At 68.9% G+C, this 16,143-nt stretch carries 14 protein-coding genes and 5 tRNA genes; 12 read left to right on the top strand and 7 right to left on the bottom strand.

Annotated features, from left to right (window positions below):
- Positions 1–22 precede the first annotated feature (22 nt).
- Complete coding sequence (locus tag J2851_RS07330; protein ID WP_209765302.1) at positions 23–2,713, bottom strand: carbohydrate-binding domain-containing protein; 2,691 nt, start codon at positions 2,711–2,713, stop codon at positions 23–25.
- Positions 2,714–2,978: 265 nt separating this feature from the next.
- On the opposite strand from J2851_RS07330, the gene J2851_RS07325 reads away from it, so the two are divergent.
- Positions 2,979–3,452, top strand: coding sequence for an RT0821/Lpp0805 family surface protein (locus J2851_RS07325; protein ID WP_209765300.1), 474 nt, complete (start codon positions 2,979–2,981; stop codon positions 3,450–3,452).
- A gap of 165 nt (positions 3,453–3,617) precedes the next feature.
- Here the strand turns inward: J2851_RS07325 and J2851_RS07320 are convergent, their stop codons facing one another.
- Positions 3,618–4,931 (bottom strand): class I SAM-dependent methyltransferase, encoded by a 1,314-nt coding sequence (locus tag J2851_RS07320; protein ID WP_246500484.1) that lies wholly within the window; start codon positions 4,929–4,931, stop codon positions 3,618–3,620.
- An 89-nt stretch (positions 4,932–5,020) separates the two neighbouring features.
- Positions 5,021–5,761, bottom strand: coding sequence for an SDR family oxidoreductase (locus J2851_RS07315; RefSeq protein ID WP_281416003.1), 741 nt, complete (start codon positions 5,759–5,761; stop codon positions 5,021–5,023).
- Between the two features lie 184 nt (positions 5,762–5,945).
- Here J2851_RS07315 and J2851_RS07310 point away from each other — a divergent pair.
- From J2851_RS07310 to J2851_RS07290, 5 genes are all read left to right on the top strand, one after another.
- Positions 5,946–6,020 (top strand) — tRNA-Thr (locus J2851_RS07310).
- 1 nt (position 6,021) lies between these two features.
- Positions 6,022–6,097 (top strand) — tRNA-Ala (locus J2851_RS07305).
- A 99-nt stretch (positions 6,098–6,196) separates the two neighbouring features.
- A tRNA-Asp gene (locus J2851_RS07300) sits at positions 6,197–6,273 on the top strand.
- A gap of 58 nt (positions 6,274–6,331) precedes the next feature.
- Positions 6,332–6,406, top strand: a tRNA-Val gene (locus tag J2851_RS07295).
- 1 nt (position 6,407) lies between these two features.
- Positions 6,408–6,481, top strand: a tRNA-Gln gene (locus J2851_RS07290).
- A gap of 78 nt (positions 6,482–6,559) precedes the next feature.
- Here J2851_RS07290 and J2851_RS07285 read toward each other — a convergent pair.
- Entirely contained in the window at positions 6,560–9,166 is a 2,607-nt protein-coding gene (locus tag J2851_RS07285; protein WP_209765296.1) for a caspase family protein, read from the bottom strand.
- Positions 9,127–9,597 carry a hypothetical protein gene (locus J2851_RS07280; protein WP_209765294.1) on the bottom strand — a complete coding sequence of 157 codons (471 nt, stop codon included), beginning with the start codon at positions 9,595–9,597 and terminating at the stop codon, positions 9,127–9,129. The genes J2851_RS07285 and J2851_RS07280 overlap by 40 nt, the downstream gene beginning before the upstream one ends.
- 212 nt (positions 9,598–9,809) lie before the next feature.
- Between J2851_RS07280 and J2851_RS07275 the strand changes: the two genes are divergently transcribed.
- A complete protein-coding gene (locus tag J2851_RS07275; protein ID WP_246500483.1) occupies positions 9,810–11,555 on the top strand; it encodes a sensor domain-containing diguanylate cyclase in 1,746 nt (581 codons plus the stop codon).
- 160 nt (positions 11,556–11,715) lie between these two features.
- Entirely contained in the window at positions 11,716–11,976 is a 261-nt protein-coding gene (locus J2851_RS07270) for a hypothetical protein (RefSeq protein WP_209765292.1), read from the top strand.
- Positions 11,977–11,988: 12 nt separating this feature from the next.
- On the opposite strand, the gene J2851_RS07265 is transcribed toward J2851_RS07270, so the two are convergent.
- Positions 11,989–12,204: a SlyX family protein gene (locus tag J2851_RS07265; RefSeq protein ID WP_209765290.1), complete on the bottom strand. Its 216-nt coding sequence runs from the start codon at positions 12,202–12,204 to the stop codon at positions 11,989–11,991.
- A 161-nt stretch (positions 12,205–12,365) separates the two neighbouring features.
- Here J2851_RS07265 and J2851_RS07260 point away from each other — a divergent pair, with 161 nt between their 5' ends.
- The 3 genes from J2851_RS07260 (at position 12,366) to J2851_RS07250 (ending at position 13,593) form a co-directional block, all read left to right on the top strand.
- Positions 12,366–12,593, top strand: coding sequence for a hypothetical protein (locus J2851_RS07260; protein WP_209765289.1), 228 nt, complete (start codon positions 12,366–12,368; stop codon positions 12,591–12,593).
- A 112-nt stretch (positions 12,594–12,705) separates the two neighbouring features.
- Entirely contained in the window at positions 12,706–13,107 is a 402-nt protein-coding gene (locus J2851_RS07255) for a hypothetical protein (RefSeq protein WP_209765573.1), read from the top strand.
- A 141-nt stretch (positions 13,108–13,248) separates the two neighbouring features.
- Positions 13,249–13,593: a Gas vesicle protein V gene (locus J2851_RS07250; protein WP_209765288.1), complete on the top strand. Its 345-nt coding sequence runs from the start codon at positions 13,249–13,251 to the stop codon at positions 13,591–13,593.
- 60 nt (positions 13,594–13,653) lie between these two features.
- Here the strand turns inward: J2851_RS07250 and J2851_RS07245 are convergent, their stop codons facing one another.
- Positions 13,654–15,345 carry a methyl-accepting chemotaxis protein gene (locus tag J2851_RS07245; protein ID WP_209765287.1) on the bottom strand — a complete coding sequence of 564 codons (1,692 nt, stop codon included), beginning with the start codon at positions 15,343–15,345 and terminating at the stop codon, positions 13,654–13,656.
- 282 nt (positions 15,346–15,627) lie between these two features.
- On the opposite strand from J2851_RS07245, the gene J2851_RS07240 reads away from it, so the two are divergent.
- Positions 15,628–16,068: a hypothetical protein gene (locus J2851_RS07240; protein WP_209765571.1), complete on the top strand. Its 441-nt coding sequence runs from the start codon at positions 15,628–15,630 to the stop codon at positions 16,066–16,068.
- The last annotated feature ends 75 nt before the right edge of the window (positions 16,069–16,143 follow it).

Below are 16,143 nucleotides of genomic sequence, written 5' to 3'. Positions count from 1 at the left end.
GGCAACCGCGCCCCCGACCCGATCAGGTCGTCAGCAGGCCGATGATGTCCGTCGGCAAGTGGTCGAACCCGTGGCCGTAGGCCGCGCTGTCCGACGCCAGCGTGTAGTTGCCGTGCGCGGCATCGGTGAAGTGCGGATCCAGCACGACCGCGGTCTTGTCGTAGCCGGCCGCCTGCCAGTCCGACAGCTTGCCGGTCGACCCGCTCGCCAGCACCTGCGGCCACACGTCGAACAGTTGCTTGGAGGTGTCGATGTGGCTGTAGATGTTGCCGGTGAAGGTGCCGACGTTGCCCGGACCGTAGATGTGGACGGCCGAGCCCTTGGCGACGTCGAAGATGTTCTCCGTGATGGAGTTCCCGGTCATCGCGTGGCCCTTGTAGCCGCCCCAGGCGACGCTCTGCTGCAGGCCGATCTGGGCGCCGGTGTTGTCGGCCACGATGTTGTTGGTGACCGTGTTGTTCCAGCCGCCGTGCAGGAAGATGCCGCCGATGTTGCCGTGGACGAGGTTGTCCTCGACCCGGGCGCCGCTGGTCCAGTCGTCCAGGTAGATGCCCCAGCTGACCTGGTCGCCCCCGCCGGACACCGACGTGCCGGTGACCTCGTTGTGGGCGACGACGCTGCCGGTCAGGTCCTGCTGGCGGTTGATCAGGTAGATGCCGCCGCCGTCGCTGGTCGCCAGGTTGGCGTTGATCACCTTGTTGTCGGTGATGCTGACGCGGTAGGTCGCGTCGCTGCCCGTCGTCTCCACCGAGCCGACCGCGATGGCCTTGGCCGGGGTGTTTTCGACCTGGTTGTGGGTGACCTTGACGTCGGAGCTGCCGTTGACCCAGATGCCGGCGTCGCCGATGTTCGCGGCGTTGGGGCGCTGGACCAGGTTGTCCGACACGTCGGTGAAGTTGGAGCCGGCCTTGACGTAGATCGACTCCGCGCCGGTGCTGATGAAGGTGTTGCCGGTGACGTGGCTGTTGGCGCTGCCCTCCACCGTGATGCCGTAGCCGCCGCCCTTCACCGTGTTGTCGGTGAAGGTCAGGCCCGAGGCGTTGTTGGCGTAGACCGCGTGGCCGTCCGTGCGGGTGTCGGTGAGCGTCAGCCCGTCGATCGTCACGTTCTTGGCGCCGCCCAGCCCGATCAGGACCGAGGCCTGGCCGTCGCCGTGGATCACCGGCTTTTCCGTGCCGTAGGCCAGGAACTTCACGCCGCTGTCCTGGGAATCCAGCCAGACCACGTCCTTCACGTGGTAGTCGCCGCCGCGGACGTAGGTGGTGTCGATGTTCGGGTCGGCGCGCATGGCGTCGCGGGCGGCGCCCAGCGTGGCCTTCGGCCCGTCGGTGCCGTCGGCGTTCGGGGCCGCCAGCTTGCCCGACCAGCTGTCCTTGCCGTTGGCCGCCACGTAGATCGCCGGGCCGGTCGGCGTGTTGCCGCCGCCCGTGCCGCCGCCGCCCGTGCCGCCGCCGGTGTTGCCGCCCGTGCCGCCGCCGGTATCGCCGCCGCTGCTGGTGCCGGGGAACCAGGACTTGTCGGCCGCGACCTGCAGCGTGCCGTTCCACCACAGGCCGGACTGGCCCTTAACCACGTCCTGCCCGTCGAGCGCGCCCTTGTCGTAGGTGACGTTGCTGTCGGTCGCCGACACGGCGTGGCCGTTGATCGTCACCTTGTTGACGATCAGGGAGCGGTCCTGCCCGTTCACGACGGCGTCGTTGTCGTACTGGATCTGGATCTTGTGCGCCTGGCCCTGGGCGACGTCGGTCTTGAAGGTGTAGTCCTTGGCGGTGGTGCCGACCGTGCCCTCGCCGACGGCCTTGCCGTCGACCAGCAGCTTGAAGTGCGCGTTGACGCCGCCCGCGGCGTTGCCTTGCGCGTTCACCGTGATGCTGGTGTTGCCGGTCGTCGGGGCCGTCGGGGTGGTGGTCGACGGGAATTCCGACGCCGGGGCGGCGACCTGGAGGGTGCCGTTCCACCACATGCCGGACTGGCCCTTGACCACGTCCACGCCGTCCAGCGCGCCCTTGTCGTAGGTGACGAGGCTGTCGGTCGGGTTGTGGGCGGTGCCGTTGATGGTGATCTTGTTGACGATCAGCGAGCGGTCCTGGCCGTTGACCACCGCGTCGTTGTCGTACTGCACCTGCACCTTGTGCGCGGTGCCGCGGGTGGCGTCCACGGAGAAGCTGTAGTCCTTGGCGGTGGTGCCGACCGTGCCCTCGCCGACCTTCTTGCCGTCGACCAGCAGGTTGAAGTGCGCGTTCACCCCGCCCGCGGCGAGCCCTTGCGCATTGACCGTGATGGTGGACTTGGCCGCGGAGGCGGTGCTGGCCGGGTAGTAGGAGGCCGGCGTCGCGAAGTTCAGCGCGCCCGGCCAGTACAGGCCTTCCTGCCCGGTGATGATGTCCCTGCCGTCGATCGCACCCTTGTCGTAGGTGCCCTGGTTCGGGGACAGCGTGTTGCCGTTCACGACGACGGAACGGACGAAGAGGTTGCGGTCCTGGCCACCGGCGCTGCCGTCGTTGTCATAGACGATCTGCAGCTTGTGGGCCTGGGCGGCGGAGACCGGCGCGGTGAAGGTATAGGCAGACGGGCTGGTCGCGCTGACGGTTGCCTGGCCGGCGTCGACGCCGTCGATCAACAGGCGGAAGTGCGGCCAGATGCCTCCGGCGGACTGCCCATAGGCGTTCACGACAATCTTGGCGTCGTTCTGGCCCGTGGTGGTCGTAGCCATCGGTTGGTTCCCTCATTGTGTGCTCAACAGCCGCGAGCATGGAGAGGGACGTACGACATTTGTGCGCCATTTTAGTAACACGCAAGAGGCCGCTTTTGGTAACAGCCACGGTCACGCCTTCCTGTGTTTCTATCCGCGTCCGCCGCCCCCCGCGAAGGTGGGGCGGCATCGGGAGCCGTGCGCACGAAACCGCAAGAAGGCCATGGAAGAAGAGGCCGCCCCGCGTGTTGAAGGCGTACGCAAAGAACCAAGAGGCATGCTTTCCATGAAGAAGATCGCTGTTACCGCCATCATCGCCCTGTCGCTGGCCGGCTGCTCGCAGAGCGGCAACGGCTACGGAACCAAGCAGACCGTCGGCACCGTCGGCGGCGCCGTTGCGGGCGGCGCGCTCGGTTCGCGGTTCGGCGGCGGCACCGGCAAGCTGATCACCACCGGTGTCGGCACCCTGCTCGGCGCCTATCTCGGCAGCGAACTCGGCCAGTCGCTGGACCGCGCGGACGAGGGCTACGCCCAGCAGGCGGCCAGCCAGGCCTATTCGGCGCCGATCGGCTCGACCATCCAGTGGAACAACCCGGAATCGGGCAACCGCGGCACCATCACCCCGGTCCGCGACGGCCGCGACAGCAGCGGCGCCTATTGCCGCGAGTACCAGCAGACCGTCTACGTCAACGGCCGCGCCCAGCAGGCCAACGGCACCGCCTGCCAGCAGCCGGACGGCTCCTGGCGCATCGTGTCGTAACGAGGGCGGACAGCCCTCCTCCGAGAGGGGCGCCACTGCAACGCAGCCGCACGATCGTCATTCCCGCGAAGGCGGGAATCCAGGGCAGCCCGATGAGTGTCCAAAGCGCTCTGGATCCCCGCCTTCGCGGGGATGACGGTTGTGCGGAGCGTCAGACGTGGGATTTTATCCTTTCCCGATCCCCGTCAGGCGGATCGCCACCTGTTTGGTGAACAGGTTGACGGCAACGACCTCGTAGGACGCGCGGTGCTCCTCCGCGTATTCCTGGAAGGCCTTGAACTCGTCGTCGCGCCAGGTCCGGTTCCCGATGAACTCGTCGAAGACCAGCACCGTGCCGGCCCGAAAACGGGGGGCGAGCGCGGTCAGGACTGTCTTGGCCGACGAGTAGATGTCGCTGTCCACGTTGACGAAGCGCACCGGCCCGCCGTGCGCCGCCAGGAAGGGCGGCAGCGTGTCCTCGAACCAGCCCGCGTGCAGCACGACGTTGGACCGCACCGGCGGCAGCTGCTTGCCGGTGGACAGCACGCCCTGCGGCTCGTTCACCCAGGCCTCCGGCAGGCCCTCGAAGGAATCGAAGCCATGGACGGTGTCGTCCGGCACGGCCTCCGCGATCTGGTTGATCGAGGTGCCGCGGCGGACACCGAACTCCAGCACCAGCCCCGCCCCCGTCGCGAGGTCAAGCGCGTGGCGCAGCAGGTTGGCGCCGACGCCGAACAGGCGCGCATCGGCGGCCATGTGCGGGCGCAGCGCGGCGACACCCTCCACCAGCGGCAGGCGCTTCGGGTGGCCGGCGACCTTCGCGGCGAACAGCGCGTCGGCCTCCGCGTCCCGCCCCAGCAGCCGCAGGTAGGCGCACAGGAAGCCCCAGTATTTGCCGGCCGCACCCGGACAGTCGGCGGCGCGGCGCAGGCGGCGCAGCGCGTCCTCGATCCCGTGCAGGTCCAGCGCCGCCGCGTGGCTGCCGAACCAGGCCGCGGCGTGCTCCGGATCGTCGGCCAGCCGCTCGTCGTGGGTGGCGAGCGCGCCGGCGGCGTCGCCGAGATGGGCGAGGCTGAGCGCCCGCTCGTAGAGGATGTCGGCACCGCGGTTGCCCGCGGCCAGCGCCTCATTGGTCACGCGCAGCGCCTCGTGGTAGAGCGCGTCGCGGCGGTAGGCGCCGGCCAGCGCCTCAAGAATGCCTGGGAAGCCGGGGGAGGCGGCGGCCACGCGCTCGAACAGGCGGACGGCGTACAGCCGGTCGCCGGCGGCCAGGGCGGCGTGGCCGAGGTGGAACAGGGTCTCCAGGTCGTCTGGCGCCTGGGCCAGCGCGCGGCGCAGGTGGCGGAGTGCGGCGGCATGGTCGCGCCGGCCAAGCTCCGCGGCGCCGGTCAGCCGGTCATGCTCCGCCCCCGCCAGGCCGGAGGAGGCCAGCAGGCGCAGCGCGTGCTTGTAATGCCGCGCGGCCAGAAGGCCGCGCGCCGTGGTCAGGACGTCGTCCAAGGAAGGGCCCACCCGTCGCTCGCGAATCGAGCGCGACATGTGCCGTCATGCGGGCCCCTTGCGCAAGGCCCCCTTTACGCAAGCTTCCGCTACAGGGTCCAGCCGCCGTCGATGACGTGGATGGCGCCGGTGGTGAAGGCCGATTCGTCGGACGCCAGATAGACGGCGAGCGCCGCGATCTCCTCCGGCTTGCCGAGGCGGCCCATGGGCTGGCGGCTGATGAAGGCGGCACGCGCCGTCTCCACGTCGCCCTGGGCGGCGATGCGGTCGTCGAGCGACGGCGTCTGGACCGTGCCCGGGCAGATGGCGTTGCAGCGGACGCCGCGCCCGACGAAGTCCGCGGCGATTGACTTGGTCAGCCCGATCACCGCCGCCTTGGTGGTGCCGTAGACGAAGCGGTTCGGCACGCCTTTGATGCTGGAGGCGCCCGACGACATGTTGATGATGCTTCCCGCCCCCTGGTCCAGCATGGCCGGCAGGAAAGCGCGGCACATCCGGTACATGGAGCCGACGTTGAGGTCGAGCGAGAAGTCCCAGTCGGCCGGCGCGCAGTCCAGGATGCTGCCGTGATGGACGAACCCGGCGCAGTTGAACAGCACCTGCACCGGCCCGATCGACCGCGCCGCCTCCGTCACCGCCGCCGAATCGCGGACGTCGAGAAGCCGCGTCTCGATCGCGCCGTTCTCGGCGCGCAGCCGCTCTAGCGCGTCGGCGTTGATGTCCGTGGCGATCACCCGCGCGCCCTCGGCCGTGAAGGCCAGCGCCGTGGCGCGGCCGATGCCCTGGCCCGCCGCGGTCAGCAGGGCGGTCTTGCCGGAAAGCCTGTCCATGGTTCCTCCCATCATGACGGGCCTCTTCCGGGCCCGGAACGCGGTCAGTCTGGCGGGGCGGGCGGGGGGCCGCAAGCTGGCCTTGGTGGCTAGTCCGGGACCGGTTTCGCGAAGAAATCACTCCTTCGATATTTTCCCCTTTGACAGGGGGGCCGGGGATTGCTATTCACCCGCTCCCGCCGATGCTGCCGTAGCTCAGTGGTAGAGCACTCCCTTGGTAAGGGAGAGGTCGAGAGTTCAATCCTCTCTGGCAGCACCATGGGGCCGTAGCTCAGCTGGGAGAGCGCCTCGTTCGCAATGAGGAGGTCAGGGGTTCGATCCCCCTCGGCTCCACCAACTTCTTCGGCGGTTGGTTGGTTGACTTGAGTAAGTTTGGTAAGGTTGAATTTAGTGCTTGCTTCGGCGGTCTTTGTTCTTTAGAAGGTCGCCTACGACGCGGGTGTAGCTCAGTTGGTTAGAGCGCCGGCCTGTCACGCCGGAGGCCGCGGGTTCAAGTCCCGTCACTCGCGCCACTTTCTCTTCGGCCACCCTGTGTGGCCACAGTTTTTGGTTGTCGGTATCTCGCGGTTTGGTCCTGTAGCTCAGCGGGAGAGCACTACGTTGACATCGTAGGGGTCGCTGGTTCAATCCCAGCCGGGACCACCATTGGGGGATCGTCTAGCGGTAGGACAGCGGACTCTGACTCCGCCAGCCTAGGTTCGAATCCTAGTCCCCCAACCAACTTTCCAAATTTCCCAAATTCCCTGCACATCACGCGGTTCGGGCGACGCCGATCGGCTGGTCCGCCGGCCGTGCCGTTCACAGCCCGGCGGCGAACAGGTCGGATTCGAATCGCATCTCCATGCCGGTGGTCTGGGCGCCCTCGGTCAGGTCGGGGACGCGCTTCGCCAGATGGGCGACCAGTTCCGACGCGCTGATCATGCCGTTGCGGTCGGTGTCTGCGACCTTGCCGAACGCTTCCAGCAGGGCGAAGGTGAAGGCGCCGTGGCCCCAGCGGGCGCTCTCGTAGGATTTCTGGTCGGCGCTCGACGAGGTGATGACGGTGACGTTGCTGCCCGCCAGGGCGGCGCTGAGCGCCTTGGCGTTGGGCGCGCGGGTGCCGCCGACCGCGCCCGAATGGCAGGTGTCGAGCAGAAGCAGCACCCGGCCCTTCTGCGCCAGCAGCTCCACCTGCCGGCGCAGCTCCGACAAGGACAGGCTGGCCGCGGCCATGCGGGAGGGTTGGAGGGTGTCCACCCCGTGGGCGATGACATGGAACTCCCCGTCGATGACCGCCCCGTGGCCGGAGAGCAGGATCACCACCAGATCCTGCGTGGGGTCGCTGCCGCGCATCCCCGCCCGCATGGCGCTCAGCGCGTCGAGGATGCCGCCCCGCGTCGCGTCCTTGTCGGTGAGGGACTGGGCGAGCACCTTGCCGTAGGGCGTGCCCTGCTCGCCGTCCAGGGCGGCCATGACGTCGCGGGCGTCCTTGGCGGCGTAGGTCAGGCCCAGGCCCTTCGCCTTCTCGCCGTAATTGTCGATGCCCACGGTCAGCACATGCAGCCGGGCGCCGGGGGCTGCACCGGTGCGGCGCCTCACCGCCTCGCGGGCGGCGGCCATGTCGGCGAGCCCGAGGGCGCGGGCGGTTTCCATCTCCCGCAGCACCAGGGGCAGGGCGTCGGGGCGGTAAAGGTTGGGGATGTCGGCGACGGGAATCGCCTCCGCCGCGGCGTCCCAGCCGTGGTTGATGTGCCATTTCAGCACGCCGCGCGCACCGGGTGTGGCGGCGTAGAAGCCCTCCGGCGTCCAGGCCACCCAGTTCACCCGGTCGACCAGCGGCATGAAGGCCAGAAGTTCGCGCCCATCGTCCATCCGGTGCCAGCGGATCGTGCCGTTGGCGTAGGCCGCCACCACCAGCCGCCCGTCGCCGGTGACGTTGACAGCCCACACCACGCTTGGGACATGGCGGGACCACTGGGGCTGCCCCTTGGCGTCAAAGGCGCGAAGGGACCAATCGGCCCCGAGCACGAAGCCTTGCCCGTCCGGCGCGATCGCCATGCTGCGCGACCACTCGAAGGGAATGAGGGGCAGCGGCATCCCGTCGAGGGTGGGGTGATCGCTGCCTTCCCAGTTCGCGATCGGCAGGCCGGTCTGGCGCGGTGGTACAGTGGTACCGTCCTGTTTGATTGCGGACAGGCGCAACGTGCGCAGATCGAAACGGACCGGGGCTTTGCCCCACACTTCGTAGCCGAAATCTACCACTGTGCCGTCTGCCGACGCCGACAGTGTGCGTTTTTGCATCCTGAAATCCGCTTTGGGCGAACCTTGCACCCAAAGCGGCACGCCGTCGGCATTCAGAGACGCCAAATAAGGATCGGCCGCCGCCACAAGCATCCCACCGCCAGCCAGCGGCAGAACGCTCGTGTAGATGTCGTCAGTTGCGGTTAGCACATCGCGTTCAGCCCAGCCGGCCCCACTCCACGTGACCAATGAGGACTTCCCATCCGTCCGAATATAGCTTCCGCCAGCCAGCAACGTTCGGCCATCCGTCGACCAAGCCACCTTGGGAAGGGCGCCATCGCCCATGCCGCTGGTATCCGGTCCCGGTTGGCGCGCGAGAGTGCGGCCATCTAGGATTTCAACGCTGGCGGAGTCTCTGAAACCAACTGCCAGCCGCTTGCCGTCTGGGGAAAAGGCGATACCGTAGGGTCGGCGACCGGCCCTTGTCTCCTGAATCACAGGTTTGGCGAAATCAGGGCCGTAGAGCCGGATGCGTCCATCATAGCTCACGGTGGCTAGCCGTCCGTCCTTGCTGAACGCGGCTCCGTAGCTGTCTCCACCATAATCGGTGTCGCGGGCGATTTCGGTCCAATCGGCTGCTCGGTCATAAACCCGCAGGCCCTCGGTCTTCCCCAGCGTAGCAGCCAAATAAAGGCCGTCGAGTGAGAAGACGAGGTGGTGGACCACGTTCGGCAGTCCGCCGATGCGTTTCAGAAGAGCGCCACTGGCACGGTCGAAAATATAAATTTGCTGTGACTCCTCACTCCCTGCTGTCCATCCCCCCACTACGATCAGACTTCCGTCCGGGCTGATCGCCACAGCAAAGGCCTTACCGACATGCCCCGGCCCGGCGGGAAGCCGGATGGTGCGCTGGAGCGTCCCATCCTCCATCGACCACACGCGCACGGTCTTGTCGTCGGAACCGGTGACGGCGAAACGCCCGGCAGCGTCAACCGATGCCCGCTTGATGATCGCCGTGTGCCGGCCGGGATCGACAACCAGGGTCGGGCGGTCGTACAGGGCCTTGTCGCTCTGGGACAGTGCCGGAAGCGGGGTCAGCGCCAGCAGCGCGGGCAAGAGGCCGGCGACGCGGCGGATCCTGCGGGTCAGAAGGTTGCGGGGGCTATGTCGGAAAAGGGCGTCCATGCCGCCGCCTCCACCTGAGTCTGAATGGTGCGGCGGGCTGCGGCGTCGCGATCCCGCGCGTCGATGAGCAGGTCCTTCATCGCGCCGATCAGTGGCTCGACCACCGCGCCGACGATCTCGGCGACGGGGCCGCCCTTGGCGCCGGGGGCGGCGGGGACCAGGGACTGCGCCGTGCGGCACAGCGACTCCCGGCCGCCGGCCGCCCGGTCCAGCCGGGGCGTCAGGTCGCGCAGGCTGGTCGGGTCGGCATTCTTGGCGAGCGCCGCCACAAGGCCGGCGATGACCCCATCCACCTCGGCCTTGGCGGCGCCGTAGGCCATGGCAGCGCGGTCCCGCGCCGGGGCGTCGCCGCGCGCCTTGATCAGCGCCGCACAGGTTTCAGCCTGCGTCCGCTCCTGCGCCAGCCGCGCCACCGCCTCCTGCCACGCCATGCCGGCTATCGCCGGCGTTGTGGCCAACAAGGCAACCAGAAAGTGTGTGATGATGCATTTTATGGCGGTCTGCACGTCAGAGCGGCTCGCGTATGATGACGGTGTGGGGAATTTTAACAGGGATATACCTCCATAGGAAGCGAGCCGCCGCGCTGCGTGGACCCTGCCATCCCCGCACGGTCACACCTGTTCCTGGAAAAATCAAAGTAGGTATGCGAACTTTTCCATCCGCGCGGACGCGGGTCGTCCGGCATGGCGCCCTTGTTCGGCTGCGCGGCGAGGACGGCAAGGAGGGTGCGGCGATGGTCGCCAGGGAACGCGGGCTGCGGACGACGGTGGCGCTGACCAGCGCCGCGCTGGTGCTGGGCGTGTCCGTAGTGCTGGCCGGCCTGACCGGGATGCGCTCGCGCGTGCGGATCGAGAACGCGATCGGCCGGTCGCTGGCCGAAGCCGCCGACCAGATGGCCGACCAGCTCGACGTGTCCATGTGGGCGCGCTCCAGCGAGGTGGCGATGCTCGCCAAGCTTGGCATATCCCACGTCCTGGACGACCCGGCGGCGATGCGCCGGCTGCTGGACGAGTTCAAGGCCACCTTCCCGACCATGTCCTGGATGGGCGTCGTCGACCCCCGGGGCAAGGTGATGGCGGCAACCGACGGCATCCTGGACGGCGCCGACATCTCCGCCCGGCCGGTCTACCGGAACGGGCTGGACGGCCTGTTCGTCGGCGACGTGCACGACGCGGTGCTGCTGGCCAACCTGCTGCCGAACCCCAGCGGCGAGGCGATGAAGTTCGTCGACATCTCCATTCCCGTGCACGACGCGGACGGCCGGGTGGCGGCGGTGCTGGCCACCCATCTCAGTTGGGAATGGACGCGCGAGCTGCGCCGGGCGCTGATGCAGACGATGCAGGACCGCCCGGGGCTGGAGCTGCTCATCGTTGCGGCCGACCGGACGGTGCTGCTGGGCCCGCGCGATCTGCTGGGCGCCAAGCTGGAGATCGACGCGGTGCGCCGCGCCCAGGCCGACGACCGCGGCTGGACGGTGGAGACTTGGCCGGACGGCCGCGATTATCTCACCGGCTACGCGTTCGGCAGCGGGCACCTGACCTACAAGGGCCTGGGCTGGAGCGTCATCGCCCGCCAGCCGTTGGAGGTCGCCTACGCGCCGGCGACGGCGCAGACCGTGGAATCGGTGCTGGTCGGCGGCGCGATGGTGCTGCTGTTCAGCGCGCTGGCCTGGATGGCCGCCGGGCGCGTCACCGGCCCGCTGCGCCGCATCGCCGTGGCCGCGGAGCGCATCCGCGCCGGCGACCGCGCGGCGGAAATGCCGGTCGTCGCGGGGTCTGCGGAGATCGCCTCGCTGTCGGCGACCCTGCGCGACCTCGTGGACGGGCTGGTCCACCGCGACGCGGCCCTGGTCCGGCTGGAGGACATCGCCTACCAGGACCGGCTGACCGCCCTGCCGAACCGCCGCTATTTCGAGCAGTATGTGGAGGCGACGACCTCCGGGGGCGGGTCCGCCACCTTCCTCTACATCGACCTGGACGGCTTCAAGCCGATCAACGACCGGCTGGGGCACGACGTCGGCGACATCGTGCTGCGCCAGGTCGGCGGGCGGCTGGCCGCCTGCTTCCGCGGCGACGACGTGGTCGCCCGGCTCGGCGGCGACGAGTTCGCCGCGGTCCTGCCGGCCCGCTCCGGAACGGAGCCGCCGAACCTGGATGATCTCGCTGCCCGGATCATCGCCGCGGTGAACGAACCGGTCGTGGTGAAGGGGGAGGCGGTCAAGGTCGGCTGCTCCATCGGCGTGGCCCAGTGGCCGGCCGATTCCGCCGACGTGGCGGAGGCCCTGCGCTTCGCCGACCAGGCGCTCTACCGGGCCAAGCGCGACGGCCGCAACCGGGCCGTCCGCTGGTCCGAGAGCCTGACGACAACCGCCACGGCCGGTGCCGCCTAGCCTCGCCCATCCCCAAGGGGGAACCGCGTCCGGAACAACCGGGGAAAGCGGTGGGTAAGGCGCTTGCACGATGGAGCCAAGTCCCCGTCTTGCCGTTTCATATCCGCACCGGCCCGGCATGCAACCGGCGCCGTGCGGACGGCCAAGGCGGGAGAGTGAGATGAGCCTCGACAGTAAAGGACAGCGCGCCCGGATGCTCCGTTTGCTGGCCGTCGTCGAACATTACGAGCGCAACAGCGCCGTGGGCGCGCAGCTGATGCGCGGCACCCGCTATGAACTGGCCGTGCAGGCGACCGACGTGAACGGCGACCGTTGCCTGTTCCCCGCCTGCGGCTGCGCCGAGGCCGACTGCGCCCGCCGCCCGCCGCCCGGCCCGCAGATCACCTGGGGCGGCCCGAAGGCCGGCTGGCGCGTGCGCTGAGGCTCCCCATTTTTAATAATGCGGCGGTGGCGGCTCGTCCTGTGGGGCGCGGGAGGCGCCGGACTCCAGTTCGGCCACGCGGTCGCGCAGGCGGCGCAGTTGCGCCGTCAGCAGGTCGATGGTCCGCCCCTGCTCGAACATCACCGAGGACAGTTCCTCGGCCATCCGCTCGTGGTGGGCGATCCGGCTTTCCAGATCGGTCAGGCGGCGTTCGACGGCGTCGTCCATTCACATATCCCGCAGTAACGAGTGCCAGGCATGGGCCGGCGTTTTGTACTGTATTGGAACGTTTGATTCCCGCCTTTTGTTGGCCGCTTTTTGTTGCAGGGCCGTTTCCTATGGCCGGGGTTAAGGTCGGTTCAACAAAGCAACAAAATTGCGAGGAGACCATGTTGCGGTTGGGAACGAAAGTCCGCCACCAGGGGCGCGAGGCCATGGTGATCGCCCGGACGCTGGGCGGCAGCCAATCCTACGACCTGCGCCTGATCGACGGCACCATCGTGAAATACGCGTCCGCGGAGGACTGCGAGGTCGTCACGGGCGACGCCGGCCGGCGTTCCGCCTTCGGCACCGGGACGGCCGCGCCGCGCGCCTCCGGGCTTCAATTCCCCGGCTGAGGCTCGGGCTGAGGTCGGTTGCGAAACAGGCGTTGCCGAAGCCGCGCCGTCCGCGCACTATCGCGCGATGGAACGGCTTGACCAAGATGAACGTCCCGGACGGGGCTGGCGCGTGATCCAGGGCGGCGGGGCGCCGGCACCGGCGGCGGCGTCCGACGACGCGGCCCGTCCCATCCCGGAGGATTACGGGCTGACGCCCGCGGACCTGCGCATCTGGTACGCGCCGGGCCGCGTCGGCGCGCTTCTGGCCCTGGCCGCCACCGTCGGGATGGCCGCGCTGGAGGCCTGGAGCGGCCTGCGCTCCGTCGACGGGTGGGTGTTGGGCGCTGTGGGCGGGCTGCTGTACGGCGCGCTGTTCGGCGGCTTCGCCGGGCTGGGCCTGATGGTGCTGGTCCATTGGTGCGACCCGCTGGTCGGGATGGCCTGGCCGGTCTACGCGCGCCTGCGCCGCTACCGCGAGGACCTCGCCTCGGCACGCGCGGCGGAGCGGGGGAACGAAGGTTACGGCGCCTGAGCGGGGGCCAAATCGGCGCCTCCATCTTCGGCCCCACCTTCGGCCCCACCTTCGGCCAATGCCGCGGGTCTATTCCTTATGGAGCGATGGTGTTTTCGCGTTCGCGCACAATCTGCATGAAAGCAGATTGGGAGAGACGCTGTGAATCGATTCGACGAGAAAGTCTATCGCGTCCCGAAACGCAAGGACGGGCCAAGCCTCGCCGAGCAGAAAAACCAGTTGGTGCGTCTGAAACAGGATCTTGAGCAGTTCAAGGCCCGCCAGGCGGGCACCGCGGTGATCGGAAGCTTGCAGGCGCGCATCCGTGACCTGGAAGCCAACGTCACCCGCGCCGAAGCCGCCCGCATGATGGACCGCCAGTCCCGCCGCGCCCCGGGGGAAGAGGGCGGTGAGGCCTCAAGCGAGGCCGGATCGGAAGGCCCCGGCGGCTACCGCGCCACCTCCAGCCGCTTCCCGCCGCGCGGCCGTCCCGGCCGGGATTATTGATCCGGACATTAAAAGCCCCTCTCCCGAGGCGGGAGAGGGGCTTCATACGTGAGCGCCCCCTTACACCGCCTTCATCTGGCGGGCGAAGTCGTCCACGTCGCTTTGCAGGGTGCGGGCGTGGACGGTCAGGCCCTGGGCGGCGCCGAGCAGCCCGCCGGCCGCCTCGCCGGTGCGGTTGGCCGCCTGGGACACGCCGGAGATGGTCACCGACACCTCCTGCGTGCCGACGGCGGCTTCCTGGACGTTGCGGGTGATCTCGCGGGTCGCGGCCCCCTGCTCCTCCACCGCGGCGGCGACGCCGGCGCTGATGTCGTTGATGCGCTCGATGGTGCCGACGATGCCGCTGATGGCGCCCACCGCCTGCTGCGTCTCCGCCTGGATGGCGACGATCTGGGCGGAGATCTCCTCGGTCGCCCGGGCGGTCTGGTTGGCGAGGTTCTTCACCTCCGACGCCACGACCGCGAAGCCCTTGCCGGCTTCCCCCGCCCGCGCCGCCTCGATGGTCGCGTTGAGCGCCAGCAGGTTGGTCTGGCTGGCGATCTCCGTGATCAGGTTGACCACCGCGCCGATCTTCTCCGCCGTCTGGGCGAGGCCCTGTATGGTGACGTTGGTGCGCTGGGCCTCGTGCTCCGCCTCGCTGGCGATGCGGGCGGCCTCCCCGATGCGGGCGCTGATCTCGCCGATGGAGGAGGAGAGTTGCTCGGTCGCGGTCGCCACGGTCTGCACGTTGCCGGTCGCCTGCTCCGCCGCCGCGGCCACGGTCGAGGACCGGCGGGAGGCGTCGTCGGCGGCGTGGGTCAGGGACTCGGCGTTGGAACGGATGCTGTCGGCCTCGCCGTTCAGCGTGCGGCACAGGCCGCCGACCTTGTCGGCGAAGGCGCAGGTCAGGGCCTCCAGCCGGTCCTGGCGCTGCTGGCGCTGGGCGGTGTCCCGGCGTTCCTGCTCCGCCAGATCCTGGTTGCGCTTCAGGGCGTCGCGGAAGACCAGCACCGCGCGGGCCATGTCGCCGATCTCGTCGCGGTTGCGGGTGCCCGGCACCTCGGCCGCCACGTTGCCGGCGGCGATGTCCTTCATCGCCGCGGTCATGCCGCCGATCGGGCGGGCGATCATGCCGCGCGCCACCACCACCGCGAGGAACAGGCCGAAGGCCACGCCGCCGACGCCGAAGCCGACCATCAGGAAGGTCCAACGGCTCTGCGCCGCCGCCAAATCCGCGTGCAGGCGGTCGATCAGCGCCTTCTGTTCGGCGCCGAGCGCCTCCAGCGCAGTGTTCAGGGACTGGCGGTTGCTGCGGTTCGCGTCGTTGTCGCCGTACAGCCGCCCCTCCGGCGCGCCCTTGTCGCGGGCGATGCGGACGAGTTCGGTGCGGAAGCGGACGAACTCCTCCGTCTTGGCGGCGACGGCGTCCAGCGCCGGCCGCGCGTCCGGCGGGGTCAGGGCCTTCAGGTCGCCCAACCGGTCGCCCAACGTCTTGAGCGTCGCGAGCAGGGGCTTGCCGAACTTCTCAACCTCCGCGGCGTCCTTCGCCATGTAGACGCCGCGCGAGTCCATCACCACCGACAGGACGAGCGCGTTCAGCCGTTCGCCCAGGAACTGCCGGCTGGCCGCCTTTTCGATGGCTTCGGACTTCGCCGTGAGGTCCTGCATCGCGACAAGACCCATCAACCCGGTGACGGCCGCGACCGCCACCTGGAGGCCGACGAGCAGGTACACCTTGGGTCCGATCTTCAGACTTCTGAGAATGTTCAGCATCTTGGGTCTTCCCTATGGCCCGCGATCTTGCGTCGCTTTTCTCGCCAACGATAATGAGGTCACTCAAGGTTTCCGAAATGTTAAATTGATCTATGACAAGTTGCCGCGTGACGTTTGGGGGAGGGGCGGCCCAACGTCTTATTGTTCAGCACGCATACAATTTGATATATTCCGCTTTTCCTCGTCCCCGGCTGGCACCGGCCGGGAATAAAGCTGCGGCCAGGATGTTCATGGGGGTGTGAGGAGCGCATCGCTCAACCGCCACCCACCCGCTGGTGCCCCATGACCGCCGCCCCGACGATTGCCCGGTTCCTTCTTCCCGCGGCCATGCTCGCGCTGTCGGCCTGCAACCTCAGCGAACTCCAGGTCACCACCTACGACGGCGGTCCGGCCTACGGTTCCTATGGAACGCCTTACGGTTACGGCTATGGCAGCGGCTACGTCGTGCCCGGCTATCGCTACGGCTATGAGGAGCCGGCCTACCGGCGGGGCCCGCGGGGCTGGGGCTATCCCGACTATTACGGGTCGAGCGACCGGGGGTGGGGCGGCGGCGGTTGGGGCGGCGGTTGGGGCCGCCACGGCTGGGAGCGGTCGCGCTATCAGCGGTCCTACGCCAACAACGGGCGCTGCGACGACGCCCGCTACCGCACCTCCAACGGCGGCCGGGCCGATCCCGGAACCGACGAGCGGGACTGCCGGAGGTACGGCGACGGGCGGAAATGACCGCCGGGGATTTTCACGCTGCGGAAAAGTTTGGCCGGGCCGGACGGCGAGGGGTAGGGTGGGCACCCCTAGTCC

The sequence above is a fragment of the Azospirillum rugosum genome, from assembly GCF_017876155.1.
Classification (GTDB): Bacteria; Pseudomonadota; Alphaproteobacteria; order Azospirillales; family Azospirillaceae; genus Azospirillum; species Azospirillum rugosum.
The sequence above is the reverse complement of the archived record's forward strand: the minus strand, read 5'-3'. Positions and strand labels throughout refer to the sequence as shown.